A 16,076-nucleotide genomic window follows, 5' to 3' on the forward strand; every position below is an offset into this window, starting at 1 on the left:
CTGCACCTGCGTCACGTCTGCTGAGCTCCGGCACCATGCAGACCGCTCTCTCTCCCCTGCCGGGCACATACCTTCGTTCGATCACTCGTTCACCTGACCCGGTAGAGCCACATGACTTCCAAGAATCCCTCCATCTCCACTCAGCTCGCCATCGGCTTCGGCGCCGTGGTGCTGGTCATGCTCGTCGTCGGCGGCATCAGCCTGAGCAGCCAGTCCAAATTGAACAGCGCGATGGCGATCAACGAACACACGTTCCAGGTGTTGGCGACCGGGCAAGAGATGCAGGAGAACGCACTCAATATCGAAACCGGCACCCGCGGCTACCTGCTGTCGGGCGACAAGCAGCATCTGCAGCCCTTCGAGAAGGGCCGGGCCGGGTTCGAAAAGGGCTATGCCGACGCCAAGCAGCTGACCGTGGACAACGCCAAGCAACAGACGCGCCTGGCTGAGTTGGACAAGACATATCAGCAATTTTTGGCAGTGGAAAAGGACACCATCGGCGTGCGCGATGCGGCCAACGGTGCCGAACAGTCCCTGGCCGTGTTCCGCGAGGGACGCGACCGCGTGGCGATGGGCAAGATCCGTCAGCTGCTGAGCGATTTCGCCAACGAAGAGACCAGCCTGCTGGCCACGCGCAGCGCCGAGTTGGAAGCGGTGCGCACCCGCGGCAAGTGGTCGGTGCTGATCGGCAGTCTGATCGCGGTGCTGGTCGCCGTGGGCATGGGCCTGCTGATCCGCCGCCAGTTGGTCAAGCGGATGGGGCAAGCGATCACGGTCGCCGACGCCATCGCCTCGGGCAATCTCGACAATGCCATCGACACCCGCTCGCGCGACGAAACCGGCCGTCTGCTGATCAGCATGAACAAGATGCAGACGCAGCTGCAGTCGGTCCTGGCCGCGCAGACCGAGATGGCGCAGCGCCATGATGCCGGCCAGATCAGCTACCGCATGGACGCCAAGGCGTTCCCGGGGCAATACGGCCGCATGGTGCACGACAGCAACGAACTGGCGGGTTCGCACATCGCGGTGAAGCTGCGCCTGGCGCAGATCATGGGCCGCTATGCGATCGGCGACTTCAGCGACGACATGGATCGCCTGCCGGGCGAAAAGGCCGTGCTGACCGAGACCATGGACAAGGTCAAGCAGAACCTGACCGCGATGAACCGCGAGATCAGCCAGCTGGCCACGGCCGCGGCGGCGGGCGACTTCAGCGTGCGCGGCGACGCCGACAGTTTCCAGTACGACTTCCGCGCAATGGTCGACAACCTCAACCAGCTGATGGCCACCGCCGACGGCAACCTGCAGTCCTTGTCCGCGCTGCTGCAGTCGATCGCCGCAGGCGACCTGACCGCGCGCATGCACGGCGAATTCCAGGGCGTGTTCGCGCAGATGCGCGACGACGCCAACGCCACCTCCGAGCAACTGGCCGCCATCGTCGGTCGCATCCAGACCGCCGCGTTGAGTATCAACAGCGCCTCCAGCGAGATCGCCACCGGCAACGACGACCTGTCGCGCCGTACCGAGCAGCAGGCAGCCAGCCTGGAAGAAACCGCCGCCTCGATGGAAGAACTGACCTCCACCGTCAAGCAGAACGCAGAGCACGCGCGCCAGGCCAATCAACTCGCGGTCGGTGCCGCGGCGGTCGCCTCGCAGGGCGGCGACGTGGTCGGCCAGGTCGTCACCACGATGAGCGGCATCGAGACATCGTCGAAGAAGATCGCCGACATCATCTCGGTCATCGACGGCATCGCCTTCCAGACCAACATCCTGGCGCTCAACGCCGCGGTGGAAGCGGCACGTGCCGGCGAACAGGGCCGTGGCTTCGCCGTGGTCGCCAGCGAGGTGCGCACCCTCGCCCAGCGTTCGGCCAACGCGGCCAAGGAGATCAAGAGCCTGATCGACGATTCGGTCAGCCAGGTGTCCAACGGCTCGGCGCTGGTGCGCCAGGCCGGTCAGACCATGACCGAGATCGTGTCCTCGGTGCAGCGCGTCACCGACATCATGGGCGAGATCTCCGCCGCCTCGCAGGAACAGTACGCCGGCATCGAGCAGGTCAACCAGACCGTGACCCAGATGGACGAAGCGACGCAGCAGAATGCGGCGCTGGTGGAAGAAGCCACGGCCGCGGCGCGCTCGATGGAAGAGCAGGCGCGCGAGCTCACCGAAACCGTCGCGGTGTTCAAGATCGACGATGCTCCTGCGACGACGGCACCGGCGAGCCGGCACCAGGCGATCGGCGCGCCGGCCGTGACCGCGGTGGTCAAGGCAAAGGTGGCGGCGGCGACGCGCGCCGTGCGCAGCGCGCCCAAGCGCGTGGCGAGCGGTGGCGGCAGCGATACCAGCTGGCACGAGTTCTAAGCCCCCGCCATCGGAATGCCAACGATCGCCATGCCATCCGGCATGGCGATCGTCGTTGTGCCGGCCACTCGCAGCGCGAACGCTGCCAAGACGCGCGCTCGGTAATTACTTGGATTCCCACGCAGATCACGCCGATCGCTAGCAGTGGCGACCCCGGCCTGGAATCGGCCCACCGTTTCCGGAGCGAGCGCCGCGCCGGGTGGCATGCTGCAACAGCGCTGTAACCCGGAGCTCACAGCCACGCGACAAACTCGATCGCCGGCTGACTCGCACGCTGGCCGCGCTTCAACAATCCAGCCCGCACGCCGTTACTGCATCGACCCCCAAGACGTTTCCGCATCGCCATGAAACATTCCCTATCGCGCTGCCCGCTGCCTGCATCCGTGCGCGCGGCTGCTGCGTATCCGAAGGCAGGCGATGCCCGGCCGCCGCAATCACGCGCTGCTTGACCTGTCGCCCCCACGACGCTCAGAGACTTTCATGCCACAACAGTTTCCCCAGGCCGCTGCCGGCCATCCCCGCCCCGCCCTCGGGTCACAGCGCCTACTGCGCGTCTGGCACGATCTCGCCATCGCCAGGAAACTCAGCATCATCGGCATTCTCGTCCTGCTCGGGCTGGTGATCCCGGTCCTGCTCTACAGCGACAAACTCGACGAAAGCGTCGGCGTCAGCCGCAACGAACTGCGCAGCTATGCGCCGCTGCGCGAGATGCTGTCGCTGCTGGGGGCGCTGCAGGCCGAACGCGTGGAAACCGGCGCTGCCGCCGCCGATGCGGCACGCGCGGCGGACAGGTCTCTGGCCGATCTGCAGCGCACCGTTCCGGCACTGCCCGGCTTCGAACGTAGCGACAAGGCCTTGGCCGGCTTGCGCCAGGCGCTGGCGAACGGGCGCGGCGACAGCCGCGCGGTCGCCGAACAGGCCGCCGCCGCGCTGGATGCGCTGCGCGACGACAGCCAACTGGTCTATACCCCGTATGTGGAGAGTTACCACCTGGTGGTGGCCAGCCTGATCTACGGTCCCGATACCAGCGAAGCGCTGACCCGCCTGGACGTGGCTGCGGATCCGTCGCAGGCCGGCGCGGATGCGCCAGTGCTACGCGAGCAGATCGCGCAGATCGCGCGCGACCACGCACGGCTGCGCAACGAACTGGAAAAGGCGGTCGGCTTGCTCGAGCAACCGGATCCGTCGCTGGCCGCGGCCGTCGCGACCGAAGCGGGCCGCGCCGACGACGCTTTGCAGCAACTGTCCGCCGCGTTGGACAGCGGCGCGCCCGACGCCGACCGCCGCTGGAACCGCGCGCTCGACACCTGGGGTCATGCCCTGCAGGCGCTGAGCGCAACGTCGTTGCAGGCCCTGCAGCGGCAGTCGGCACGGCATCTGGCCGACGCGCGCGGCGCGATGTGGTGGACGATCGCCGGGCTGAGCCTGCTGACGCTGCTCATCGTCGCCTTGTGCCTCCACACCCTGTCGGTGCTGACCCGCAACGTCCGCAACGCCGCCAGCGTCGCCGCACAGATCGCGCAGGGCCAGCTGGACACCGCGATTGCGGTCTCCAGTCGCGACGAAAGCGGACAGTTGCTCGCAAACATGCAGCAGATGCAGCAGCAGCTGCAACGCGTACTGGCGGCGCAGGTCGAGATGGCACAGCGCCACGACGCCGGCCAGATCAGCTACCGCATGGACGAGAGCGCCTTCCCCGGCGACTACGGGCGCATGGTCCGCGACAGCAATGGCCTGGTCGCTGCGCATATCGCGGTGAAGATGCGCCTGATCCAGATCATGGGCCGCTATGCGATCGGCGACTTCAGCGAGGACATGGACACACTGCCCGGCGAGAAGGCCGTGATGACCACCACGATGAACACGGTCAAGCAGAACCTGACCGCGATGAACCGCGAGATCAACCAGCTCGCCTCCGCCGCCGCGGCCGGCGACTTCAGCGTGCGTGGCGATGCGCAGCGCTTCCAGTACGACTTCCGCGCCATGGTCGACAGCCTCAACCGGCTGATGGCCACCGCCGACGGCAACCTCGAGGCGCTGTCCGCGATGCTGCAAGCCATCGCCGCCGGCGACCTGACCGCGCGCATGCACGGCGAGTTCAACGGCGTGTTCGCCAGGATGCGCGACGATGCCAACGCCACCTCCGAGCAGCTGGCCGGCATCGTCGGCCGCATCCAGAGCGCCGCGTCGAGCATCGACAGCGCCTCCAGCGAGATCGCCACCGGCAACGACGACCTGTCGCGGCGCACCGAGCAGCAGGCCGCCAGCCTGGAGGAAACCGCCGCGTCGATGGAAGAGCTGACCTCGACGGTCAAGCAGAATGCCGAGTACGCCCGCCAGGCCAACCAGCTTGCGGTCGGTGCGGCCGCGGTCGCGGCGCAAGGCGGCGACGTGGTCGGTCAGGTGGTCAGCACGATGAGCGGCATCGAAGCCTCGTCCAAGAAGATCGCCGACATCATCTCGGTCATCGACGGCATCGCCTTCCAGACCAATATCCTGGCCTTGAATGCTGCGGTGGAAGCGGCGCGCGCCGGCGAACAGGGCCGCGGTTTCGCCGTCGTCGCCAGCGAAGTGCGCACCCTGGCCCAGCGTTCGGCCACCGCCGCCAAGGAGATCAAGAGCCTGATCGACGATTCGGTCGGCCAGGTCGCCAACGGTTCGACCCTGGTGCGCCAGGCCGGTGAGACCATGAGCGAGATCGTGTCCTCGGTGCAGCGCGTCACCGACATCATGGGCGAGATCTCCGCGGCCTCGCAGGAGCAGTACGCCGGCATCGAGCAAGTCAACCAGACCGTCAACCAGATGGACGAGGCGACGCAGCAGAACGCCGCCCTGGTCGAGGAAGCCGCCGCCGCGGCGCGCGCGATGGAAGAACAGGCCGGGCAACTCACCGAGACCGTCGCCCTGTTCAAGATCGACACGTCCCATGCCGCGCCATCGCCACGGTCCCGCTCCGCCGCGGCAACCACGGCACCCGAACGCAAGCCGCAGCCAGCGTATGCCAGCCACGGCAGTGCGGCGATCGCAGGGCGGTAGCGCATTCGATCCAACGGCGCCTGGCCCATGCCATGAGCCGACCCGCATCGGCCGCGGAGCGTCTCCGCGGCCGATGTCGTTTGCGTCGCCACCCGGCGACGGCGGGCCGGCGGCGAAGGGCCTGCGCAAGCGCCCCTGCCCTTCTTCACGCCTCCGCATCGGCAAAGGCCTAAAGCCAGCCCCGTTCCCGTCGATAACGTGAACAGCCGGTGATTGTCGGCGCAGCGCCCATCGGGAGGCCCATGCACGATGCCACCATCGCCGAGGCGAATCGCCCGCGCCGGCTTGCGCCGTTGCCGGTCGGTCTGCTGTTGCTCGCCGTCTGGGCCGCGTGGTCGGCCGCCAGCCTGGTGTACCTCGCCAAGCCGCCGGCCGGCGCCAGCGCCGACGCCATCGGTCGGCAATTGCAGGCCTTCGCGTCCACCACGCCGCCGCGCGGCCAGGCCGTGGCGTTCCAGTTGCGCGTGGCCGGATGCGGCTGCACGGCCCGCAGCCCCGCGCCCGCGCTGCCGGGCCTGCTCAACATCGATCTGAGCGACCGTCCTGCGCCCGCGGCGCTGCCCTACCCGCTGATCGTGCTCGCTGCCGACGGTCGCCTGGTCTACGCCGGCCCTTCGCACATCGAAGCCTGCGGCACCGCCATTGCCGCCGCGTCGCTGCTGCCGCGCCTGCTCGCGGCCGGCAATGCGCCGCCGCTGATCCTTTTCACCCACTGTGCATGCCCAAAGGAACCATCCGCATGAGCGCCTCCACCACCCAGGGAAGCTTTCTCGTAGGCAACGAACGCTACGTCTATCTGCAGAAACTGGCTGCGGAGGCCGACCGCCTGTTCCTGGTGGTGGCCGCGTTCACCGGCATCGTCAGCCTCGCCGCCGCCTGGCACCAGGGCGTATGGACGCCGTGGCTGGCGGTGGCGCTGCCGACCCTGGCGATCATCGCCCTGCAGGTGAAGCTCTACCCCGGCACGCTGCTGAGCCGCTGCACCGTGGCGCTGGGCCTGATGGTGCTGGCCGCCGTGCTGATCCAGCAGGCCGGCGGCATGGCCGAAGTCCACTTCGGCGTGATCGTGCTGATCGCATTGCTGCTGTACTACCGCGACTGGCGGCCGATCGTGGTCGCCTCCGGCGCCATCGCCGTCCACCACGTGCTGTTCTTCTGGCTGCAGCATCGCGGCCTGCCGCTGCAAGCATTCGCGGCCGATGCCGGGATCGGCATCCTGGCCACCCACGCCGGCTATGTGGTGGCCGAAGCCGGAATCCTGGTGGCGATGGCGGTGCAGATGCGCAAGCAATTGCTGGACGTCGGCCACGACCCGCGCGACCTGGCGCTGCTGGCGCGCGCCATGGCCCGCCAGCAACCGCTGCCGGCCTCGATCCGCGATCTTACCCTGCCGGAAGGCTCGATCGCGCATACCCTGGTGGTGGCCAGCGAGCAGTTGCTGAGCAGCCGCGAACAGGACGCGGAGATCCAGCGCGAGAGCCTGCGCATCCGCACCGCCCTGGACAACGTCACCGCCAACGTGATGATCGCCGACGCCGAGCGCAACATCGTCTACGTCAACAAGCCGCTGGCACGGATGCTGTCGGCGGCGCAAGACAACATGCGCCGCGAGCTTCCCGGCTTCGATGCGAACGCCCTGCTGGGACGCAACATCGACATCTTCCACAAGCGCCCCGAGCACCAAGCCAAGCTGCTGGCGGCGCTGCAGCAGACCCACACCGCGCAGATCCGGGTGGGTGGGCACACCATGCGCCTGATCATCAATCCGATCGTCAGCAGCGCCTCCGAGCGCCAGGGCTTCGTCGTGGAGTGGGCCGACCGCACCGACGAAATCCAGGTGGAAGAGGAAGTGACCCAGATCGTGCGGGCCGCCGCCGCCGGCGACCTCGACAGCCGCATCGGCCTGCACGGCAAGCAGGGTTTCTACCTGCTGCTGGCGCAGCAGCTCAACACGCTGCTGGACAACAACGCCGACGGCCTGGCGCGCATTTCGCAGCTGCTGTCGGCGCTGTCGCAGGGCGACCTCACCGCGCGCATGGACGGCGATCTGCATGGCGTGTTCGCCCGCATCCGCGACGACGCCAATGCCACCGCGACCCAATTGGCGACGATCGTGCGCCAGATCCAGGGCGCCTCGGATGCGATCAACACCGCCGCCGGCGAGATCGCCGCCGGCAACGTCGACCTGTCGCGGCGCACCGAGCAGCAGGCCGCCAGCCTGGAAGAGACTGCCGCGTCGATGGAAGAACTGACCTCCACCGTGAAGCAGAATGCCGAGTATGCGCGGCAGGCCAACCAGCTCGCGGTCGGTGCCGCGTCCGTCGCCTCGCAAGGCGGCGACGTGGTCGGCCAGGTGGTGAGCACGATGAGCGGCATCGAAACTTCATCGAAGAAGATCGCCGACATCATCTCGGTCATCGACGGCATCGCCTTCCAGACCAACATCCTGGCGCTCAACGCCGCGGTGGAAGCGGCGCGTGCCGGCGAACAGGGCCGGGGTTTCGCGGTGGTAGCCAGCGAGGTGCGCACTCTCGCCCAGCGTTCGGCCACCGCCGCCAAGGAGATCAAGGGCCTGATCGACGCCTCGGTCGGCCAGGTCGCCAACGGCTCGGCGCTGGTGCGCCAGGCTGGCCAGACCATGAGCGAGATCGTGTCCTCGGTGCAGCGCGTCACCGACATCATGGGCGAGATCTCCGCCGCCTCGCAGGAACAGTCGTCCGGGATCGAGCAGGTCAACCAGACCGTCACCCAGATGGACGAGGCCACCCAGCAGAACGCCGCCTTGGTGGAGGAAGCCAGCGCCGCGGCGCGCACGATGGAGGAACAGGCCGGGCAGCTGGCCGATGCGGTCGCGGCGTTCAAGCTGTCCGACGCGGCAACCACGCCCACGCTCCGCGCGCATCCTGCCGCAGTGTCTCGCCCTGCCATCAAGCCGGCGGCGTTGTCCGCAGTGCGCTCCGCACCGATCGCTGTCGCCACTGGCACAGAGTTGCGCGAGTTCTGATCCGGCGCAGCGCCGTCGCCCGGCCTGCCGCACACCGACATCCCGCGCTCACCGCAGCGCGGGCACGCATAGCGCTTCGACGCGTATGCGTCCCCATGCGATACGCATTTGCCGCAGGCCGGGTGGCCTGACCGCCTCGCGAATGTCTCGAAAATGTCCCTCAACTGTCTCCAGACAGGTCAAAACGCCGAAAAATAAAGTCATTAATGGAAATTAAATGGTTAATTTTTCGCCACCGCCGCCGATAGGATTTCACGCGCCGCTCACTTGGGCGTTCTGTTCCCGCATAGGCGCCCCCATGAAAAAGTTCAGCCATCTCTCGGTCGGCACCAAGCTGTCGGCCCTGCTCACCCTCGCGGTCAGCGCCGCGCTGGTATTGCTGGCCACCCTGATCTACCGCCAGTCCGCCACCAGCCATGAGACCCAGGTCCTCAAGGAACTTGAGTCGTCCACCACGCTGATGCAGCAGTCGGTGGCGATGTACGACCGGGTGCTGAGCGAGGAAACCGACCGGATGGGGCAGCTGTTCGCGACCATGCTGCCCGCCGGCGCGCCGCAGCTGGAGCCTACCAAGACGGTGCAGGTCGGCGACGTGCAGACGCCGACGCTGCGGATCGGGCCGCATGTGCTGAATCTCGATTTCGCCTCGGTGGACCATTTCGCCGACGCCAGCGGCGGCGTGGCGACGGTATTCGTGCGCAGCGGCGACGACCTGGTCCGGATCGCCACCTCGCTGCACGACCAGTCCGGCGCGCGCGTGGTCGGCACCGTGCTGGACCATGCGCATCCGGCCTACGCGCTGCTGCTGCAGAACAAGCCCTATACCGGGACGGCGAATTTGTTCGGCAACGACTACATGACCCATTACCGGCCGCTGCACGACGCGCAGGGCAATCTGGTCGGCGCGCTGTTCGTCGGCCGCAACTACACCCAGGGCCTGGCCGCGCTGCAGGAACGCCTGCGCAGCACGCGCATCGGCGAAGACGGCCACTTCATCGCCGTGGACATGCACCCGGCGCGGCGCGGGCAACTGCTCGCGCACCCGGTCTCCAAGGCCGCCAACATGGAAGCGCTGGTGGTGGAAGCGGACAAGCCGTTGCTGCAGGCCTTGCTCGAGGGCAAGCAGGCCAGCGCGACGCTGCGGCTCAAGCGCGACGCAACTGCGGACGCGGCGGCCGAGCCGTTCCTGGTCAACGCGCAGGCCTACCGGCCGTGGCAATGGGTGTTGCTCGGCGCACAGCCGCGCAGCGCCATCGAGGCGCCGCTGCAGGCATTGATGCGCAACATCCTGGCGTTCTCCGCCTTGATGCTGATCGGCTGCGCCGTGCTGGTGTTCGTGCTGGCGCGGCGCATGGTGTCGCGGCCGCTGGCGGTGGTCGAGCAGGTGATCGGCGACATCGCCGCCGGGCGCCTGGAAAGCCATATCGAGGTCGGCCACGGCCAGGACGACGTGAGCCGGCTGCTGCACGGCATGCGCCGCATGCGCGACGATCTGCGCGAACGGCTGCGCACCGAGCGCGTGGTGGCCGCGGAGAATCTGCGCGTGCGCGTCGCGCTGGACGATGTCAGCACCAACGTGATGATCGCCGACGCCGATCGGCGCATCGTCTACGTCAACCGTCCGCTGGTGAAGATGCTCGGCGACGTGCAGGACGACCTGCGCCGCGACCTGCCCCACTTCGACGTGCAGACGCTGATCGGCAACACCATCGACGTGTTCCATCGCCACCCCGAGCACCAGGCGCGCCTGCTGGCCGAGCTGAAGGGCACCTACCGCGCGCAGATCCGCGTCGGCGGCCACACCATGCGACTGATCGTGAATCCGGTGATCGACGGCGACGGCAACCGCCTCGGCTTCGTCGTCGAATGGGCCGACCGCACCGACGAAGTGGCGGTGGAAGAGGAAATCGCCGGCATCGTGCGCAGCGCGGTCGCCGGCGAACTGGACGGCCGCGTGCGCCTGGACAACAAGCAGGGCTTCCTGCTGTTGCTGGCCGAGCAGATCAATGCCCTTCTGGAAGCCAGCGCCTCCGGCCTGGGGCATATCCAGCACATGCTGCAAGCGCTGTCCGCGGGCGACCTGTCCACCCGCATCGACGCCGACCTGCAGGGCGTCTACGCCAACATGAAGGACCACGCCAACACCACCGCCGAGCAGTTGGCGACGATCGTGCGCCAGATCCAGGGCGCCTCGGATGCGATCAACACCGCCGCCGGCGAGATCGCCGCCGGCAACGACGACCTGTCGCGCCGCACCGAGCAGCAGGCCGCCAGCCTGGAGGAAACCGCCGCGTCGCTGGAGGAGCTGACCTCCACCGTCAGGCAGAACGCCGAGAATGCGCGCCAAGCCAACCAACTGGCGGTCGGCGCCGCGGCCGTCGCCACCCAGGGCGGCGACGTGGTCGGCCAGGTGGTGAGCACGATGAGCGGCATCGAAACCTCGTCGAAGAAGATCGCCGACATCATCTCGGTCATCGACGGCATCGCGTTCCAGACCAATATCCTTGCCTTGAATGCGGCGGTGGAAGCGGCGCGCGCCGGCGAACAGGGCCGCGGCTTCGCGGTGGTCGCCAGCGAGGTGCGCACCCTCGCCCAGCGCTCGGCCAATGCGGCCAAGGAGATCAAGAGCCTGATCGACGACTCGGTCGGCCAGGTGTCCAACGGTTCGGCACTGGTGCGCCAGGCCGGCCAGACCATGAGCGAGATCGTGTCCTCGGTGCAGCGCGTCACCGACATCATGGGCGAGATCTCCACCGCCTCGCAGGAGCAGTCGGCCGGCATCGAACAGGTCAACCAGACCGTGACCCAGATGGACGAAGCCACCCAGCAGAACGCGGCCCTGGTCGAGGAAGCCACCGCCAGCGCACGCTCCATGGAAGGCCAGGCCGGCGAGCTGGCGCGGGCGGTCGCCTCGTTCACCCTGGACCAGCGCCCGCCGGCCGGCAACATCGCCACATTGCATTCAGGCTACAAAAAAGCCGGACACGGCCGATAGCATCGTGGGACGGGCGGAATGCGCCGCCCCGCCCCATCCACGATCCCGTTGCCCACCCATGGCCGAAGGCATTCCCAGCGACTCCCCCGAACCGTCTGCGCACGAGGCGACGGAACAGGACGACCGCTTCCTGCTGACCAACCCGCGCCAGATCCGGCAGCTGCTGCAATCGCTGATCAACCAGCGCTCGCAGATCAGCGCGCATGTGGGCGGCCGCGACCAGTCGTTCTCGACCGCGCTGCTGGAGCTGGACGATGACAGCCTGCTGCTGGACCTGAGCATCAACGAGGCCAACAACCGCATCGCCGAGCAGGCCGAGTACCTGTTGTGCTTCGCACAGCTGGACAAGGTCCGGCTGCGCTTCCGCATCGCCGACCTGGAACGGGTCGACAGCGACGGCACGCCCGGCTTTCGCGCGCCGCTGCCCGATTCGCTGTACTACCTGCAGCGCCGCGAGCACTTCCGCCTGGAGACGCCGATCACCGAATCGCCGATGTGCGTGCTGCGGCTGGACGACGCCAGCCCGCCCACCGAACTGGTGCTGCGGGTCATCGACATCAGCGGCGGCGGCCTGGCGGTGGCGCTGGTTCCCGGCCAGCCGGTGCCGGAGCAGCGCCACAGCTACCCGCGCTGCGTGCTGCAGTTGCCCGACGCCGATGCCATCAAGCTGACCCTGCAGGTCTGCAACATGTATCCGCACAAGCTGGCCAACGGCCAGGACACGCTGCGGGTGGGGCTGCGCTTCGCCGACCTGCCGCGCGGCGCCGACGCGGCGATCCAGCGCTACATCTTCCGCATCGAGCGCCAGCGCAGCGCACGCAAGAGCGGCGTGCTGTCCTGAACAGCGCCTCGACCGCACAAAGCGCCCCTGTAGGAGCGGCTTCAACCGCGACCGCGGCGTTACCAGGAAAACCCCGGTCGCGGCTGAAGCCGCTCCTACAGGTCACGCCGTCTTTATCGGATGCTCCACGCCGGCCAGGACGGTTACAGCACCGCTAAAGTTCTGCCCCACCACGCCGATCTAGTGCAAGAGCCGCATGTCCCGCTTCCCGCCATCCCTCCGCAATTCCGTGCGCACCAGGAGCACACGATGAACGACAAGAACACCTCTGCCTCCGGTGCCACCGGCGGCGAATTCCTCAGCTTCACCCTCGGCGAAGAGCATTACGGCGTCGACATCCTGAAGGTGCAGGAAATCCGTGGCTACGACTCGGTCACCCGGGTGCCGGACGCCCCGGAGTACATCAAGGGCGTGATCAACCTGCGCGGCACCATCGTGCCGGTGATCGACCTGCGCCTGAAGCTGCGCCTGAAGGAAGCGCGCTACGACGCCTTCACCGTGATGATCGTGCTCAACGTCGAGGACCGCGTGGTCGGCATCGTCGTGGACAGCGTCTCCGACGTGATCCCGTTGAACGAGGACCAGATCCGGCCGACGCCCGAATTCGGCGCCGCGGTGGACACCCGTTTCATCTCCGGCATCGGCACCCAGGACGACAAGATGCTGATCCTGCTGGACATCGAGACCCTGCTCGACAGCGCCGACCTGAGCCAGCAGGCGCACGTCGACGAAGCCGCCTGAGCCAGCTCGAGCCGCGGCCACGCCGCGGTTTCGCACGCAATTCCCGACCCGCCGTCCATTGGCGGGTTTTTTCTTTCGGAAATGCGAACTGCTTATCACTTGCGCCGATCAAGTTCGTCGTTACCACGCCGATAGCTGATAGGTGGCCCGATCCAGTACCTGGGCCGACCTCTTTCGCCCACCCCTAAAGGAGTTTTCCCCCATGAAGCCGAGCTTTCCCCTGTTGCTGGTCCTGCTGCTTGCCGCCAGCCCGAGCGCCTTCGCCCAGTCGCAGCAGATGATTCCGCCGGAGATGGCGGCCCGCTTCGTCGGCAAGGACGGCATGGTCTGCGGCAAGGTCGAGAAGGCCAAGTACGCGCAGAACTCCGAAGGCGAGCCGACCTTCCTGTACATGGGCGGCATGTTCCCGCGCCACACCTTCTCCGCGCGCATCGCCGGCGCCGACCGCGGCAAGTTCGGCTTCGCGCCGGAAAGCCTGGAAGGCAAGGACGTGTGCGTGATCGGCAAGATCGAACGCGACAGCTCGCGCGCCGAGATCCAGGTCAGCGCGCCGTCCAGCCTGAAGCTGGCCACGATCAAGTAAGACCACGAAGCGTCGCCGCGCCGGAGCCCATGCGCTCCGGCATGGCGGCGCTTTTGTTTTTCTGATGCTACGCCGCCGTTGTCGAACCAAGGGGAAATGCGTTCATGCAGTGGATAAAGAATATGAAGCTGATGCCGAAGCTGATGCTGGCATTCGGTCTCGTGCTCGCCATCATGTTGATACAGGGGCTTGCCGCCTATAACGGGCTGCATTCGATCAACGGCGTGGCCGAAATGGTATCCAAGAATGTGGTGCCAAGCGTGCGTACCGGCGGCGAGATCCGTGGCATTCTCGGCGAATACCGCAATGCGGCGTACCAGAGCCTGATCCGCAGCAGCGACGCGCTGAAGAAGGAGTCGGAGGCGCGCAGGGTCACGCTGGCCAAGCAACTGGACGAGATCCTGGCCAAATACCCGCCGATGATCGGCAGCGACAACGAGCGCGCGATCTACCAGCGCACGGTCGCCGATTGGAAGAAGGCGAAAGCCTCCTATCAGTCCGTGGACGAAATGGTGCAGCTGGAGCTGCATGACGATGCGATCGATACGTTCACCAGCGAGACGCGCACCCTGCACAACAAGGTGGTCGACGATGTGATCGCGCTGATCGCGGAGAACGATCGCCAGGCCAAGCTGGCCGCGGAAACCGCTGGCAGCACCTACGGCAAGGCGTCGGCCATGCTGCTGGTCTGCCTGCTGATCGGCGTCGCTGGCGCAGTGGGCATGGCCTGGCTGTTCGGACGGATGCTGGCCAACAGCGTGGGCAGCGCGGTCAAGGTGGCCAACGAAGTCGCCGGCGGCAAGCTCGATGGCCATATCGACGCCAGCGGCCAGGACGAAGTCGGCGAACTGCTGCAGGCGCTCAAGCGCATGCAACAGGATCTGCGCGAGCGCACCGAGCGCGACGCGGCGGTGGCGTCGGAGAACCTGCGCATCCGCACCGCGTTGGACAACTCCTCCACCGGCATGTTCATCGCTGACCTGGACTACACCATCGTCTACGCGAACCCGTCGATGCAGGGCATCGTCGACAAGTATGCCGACCATATCCGCAAGGTCGCCCCCGCATTCGACTCGAGCATGCCGCTGGTCGGTTCCTCGCTGTCGGTGCTGGAATACGGCAATCAGATCGACACCCGCACCGTCGCCGCGATCGAGAAGCAAGGCGTGGCCGAGCGCGAGATGGCCTACGGCCATGCCCGCATCGCCCAGATCGTCTCCAGCATCCGCGATGCGCACGGCAGCCATGTCGGTTTCGTCTGCGAATCGCGCGACCGCACCGTCGAGGCCCAGGTCGAAGAAGAAGTGGCCAAGATCGTGCAGGCCGCCGCCGCCGGCGACCTGTCCGGGCGCGTGGCCACCGACGGCAAGCAGGGCTTCTTCCTGCAGCTGGCGCAGCAGCTCAACGGCCTGCTGCAGGCCAACGGCGACAGCATCGGCGAAGTTTCCAAGCTGCTGACCGCGCTGTCGCAGGGCGACCTGACCGCACGCATGCACGGCGAGTTCGACGGCGTGTTCGCGACCATGCGCGACGACGCCAACGCCACTGCCGAGCAGCTCGCCTCCATCGTCGGCCGCATCCAGACCGCCGCGGTCAGCATCAACGCCGCCGCCGGCGAGATCGCCGCCGGCAACGACGACCTGTCGCGCCGCACCGAACAGCAAGCGGCGAACCTGGAAGAAACCGCCGCCTCGATGGAAGAGCTGACCTCCACGGTCAAGCAAAACGCCGAGCATGCGCGCCAGGCCAACCAGCTGGCGGTCGGCGCCGCGTCCGTGGCCTCGCAGGGCGGCGCCGTGGTCGGCCAGGTGGTGACCACGATGAGCGGCATCGAGACCTCCTCCAAGAAGATCGCCGACATCATCAGCGTCATCGACGGCATCGCCTTCCAGACCAACATCCTCGCGCTCAACGCGGCGGTGGAAGCGGCGCGCGCCGGCGAACAGGGCCGCGGCTTCGCGGTGGTCGCCAGCGAGGTGCGTACCCTCGCCCAGCGCTCGGCCAATGCGGCCAAGGAGATCAAGGGCCTGATCGACGCCTCGGTCAGCCAGGTCGCCAACGGCTCGGCGCTGGTGCGCCAGGCCGGCCAGACCATGAGCGAGATCGTGTCCTCGGTACAGCGCGTCACCGACATCATGAGCGAGATCGCGGCGGCGTCGCAGGAGCAGTCGTCCGGCATCGAGCAGGTCAACCAGACCGTCACCCAGATGGACGAGACCACCCAGCAGAACGCCGCGCTGGTCGAAGAAGCCACCGCTGCCGCACGCTCGATGGAAGAGCAGGCCGGGCAGCTGACCGAGGCGGTCTCGATCTTCCGCGTGGAACAGTCGCCGGTCAGCGCGCCGACGCCGGCGCCGCGTCATGCGCAGGTGCACTCGATCCGCACGGTGGCGAAGAAGCCGGTCGTGGTGCCGTCGGGCAAGCCGGCGCTGGCCACCGGCAGCAAGAAGTCCGTACCGGCCCTGGCCGATTCGGACTGGCAGGAGTTCTGAGGCGCCGGCGGTCGCGGCATTCAGGC

9 protein-coding genes are annotated in these 16,076 nt (G+C 67.4%); all 9 read left to right on the top strand.

Features of this window, described 5'->3' with window-relative positions:
• Positions 1–111 precede the first annotated feature (111 nt).
• The 9 genes from HEP73_RS12045 (at position 112) to HEP73_RS12085 (ending at position 16,050) form a co-directional block, all read left to right on the top strand.
• Complete coding sequence (locus HEP73_RS12045) at positions 112–2,358, top strand: methyl-accepting chemotaxis protein (protein ID WP_185820178.1); 2,247 nt, start codon at positions 112–114, stop codon at positions 2,356–2,358.
• Positions 2,359–2,838: 480 nt separating this feature from the next.
• The gene (locus HEP73_RS12050) at positions 2,839–5,394 is read left to right on the top strand and encodes a HAMP domain-containing methyl-accepting chemotaxis protein (protein WP_185820179.1); all 2,556 of its coding nucleotides are present in this window, start codon (positions 2,839–2,841) and stop codon (positions 5,392–5,394) included.
• A gap of 209 nt (positions 5,395–5,603) precedes the next feature.
• Positions 5,604–6,137: a hypothetical protein gene (locus HEP73_RS12055; protein WP_255423479.1), complete on the top strand. Its 534-nt coding sequence runs from the start codon at positions 5,604–5,606 to the stop codon at positions 6,135–6,137.
• Entirely contained in the window at positions 6,134–8,398 is a 2,265-nt protein-coding gene (locus HEP73_RS12060; protein ID WP_185820180.1) for a methyl-accepting chemotaxis protein, read from the top strand. Before HEP73_RS12055 ends, HEP73_RS12060 begins: the two co-directional genes overlap by 4 nt.
• A gap of 298 nt (positions 8,399–8,696) precedes the next feature.
• A complete protein-coding gene (locus HEP73_RS12065) occupies positions 8,697–11,393 on the top strand; it encodes a methyl-accepting chemotaxis protein (RefSeq protein WP_185820181.1) in 2,697 nt (898 codons plus the stop codon).
• 58 nt (positions 11,394–11,451) lie between these two features.
• Complete coding sequence (locus HEP73_RS12070; RefSeq protein ID WP_185820182.1) at positions 11,452–12,234, top strand: flagellar brake protein; 783 nt, start codon at positions 11,452–11,454, stop codon at positions 12,232–12,234.
• A gap of 249 nt (positions 12,235–12,483) precedes the next feature.
• Entirely contained in the window at positions 12,484–12,975 is a 492-nt protein-coding gene (locus HEP73_RS12075; RefSeq protein ID WP_185820183.1) for a chemotaxis protein CheW, read from the top strand.
• 202 nt (positions 12,976–13,177) lie between these two features.
• On the top strand, positions 13,178–13,558 hold the full coding sequence (locus HEP73_RS12080) for a hypothetical protein (protein WP_185812950.1): 381 nt from the start codon (positions 13,178–13,180) through the stop codon (positions 13,556–13,558).
• 104 nt (positions 13,559–13,662) lie between these two features.
• The gene (locus HEP73_RS12085) at positions 13,663–16,050 is read left to right on the top strand and encodes a methyl-accepting chemotaxis protein (RefSeq protein WP_185820184.1); all 2,388 of its coding nucleotides are present in this window, start codon (positions 13,663–13,665) and stop codon (positions 16,048–16,050) included.
• The last annotated feature ends 26 nt before the right edge of the window (positions 16,051–16,076 follow it).

The sequence above is a fragment of the Xanthomonas sp. GW genome (genome assembly GCF_014236815.1).
Taxonomy (GTDB): Bacteria; Pseudomonadota; Gammaproteobacteria; order Xanthomonadales; family Xanthomonadaceae; genus Xanthomonas_A.

What these genes read in the sequence shown, in the direction of transcription:
- HEP73_RS12045 (WP_185820178.1), top strand. Translation starts at nt 112, where the DNA reads ATGACTTCCAAGAATCCCTCCATCTCCACTCAGCTCGCCATCGGCTTC.
- HEP73_RS12050 (WP_185820179.1), top strand. Translation starts at nt 2,839, where the DNA reads ATGCCACAACAGTTTCCCCAGGCCGCTGCCGGCCATCCCCGCCCCGCC.
- HEP73_RS12060 (WP_185820180.1), top strand. Translation starts at nt 6,134, where the DNA reads ATGAGCGCCTCCACCACCCAGGGAAGCTTTCTCGTAGGCAACGAACGC.
- HEP73_RS12065 (WP_185820181.1), top strand. Translation starts at nt 8,697, where the DNA reads ATGAAAAAGTTCAGCCATCTCTCGGTCGGCACCAAGCTGTCGGCCCTG.
- HEP73_RS12070 (WP_185820182.1), top strand. Translation starts at nt 11,452, where the DNA reads ATGGCCGAAGGCATTCCCAGCGACTCCCCCGAACCGTCTGCGCACGAG.
- HEP73_RS12075 (WP_185820183.1), top strand. Translation starts at nt 12,484, where the DNA reads ATGAACGACAAGAACACCTCTGCCTCCGGTGCCACCGGCGGCGAATTC.
- HEP73_RS12080 (WP_185812950.1), top strand. Translation starts at nt 13,178, where the DNA reads ATGAAGCCGAGCTTTCCCCTGTTGCTGGTCCTGCTGCTTGCCGCCAGC.
- HEP73_RS12085 (WP_185820184.1), top strand. Translation starts at nt 13,663, where the DNA reads ATGCAGTGGATAAAGAATATGAAGCTGATGCCGAAGCTGATGCTGGCA.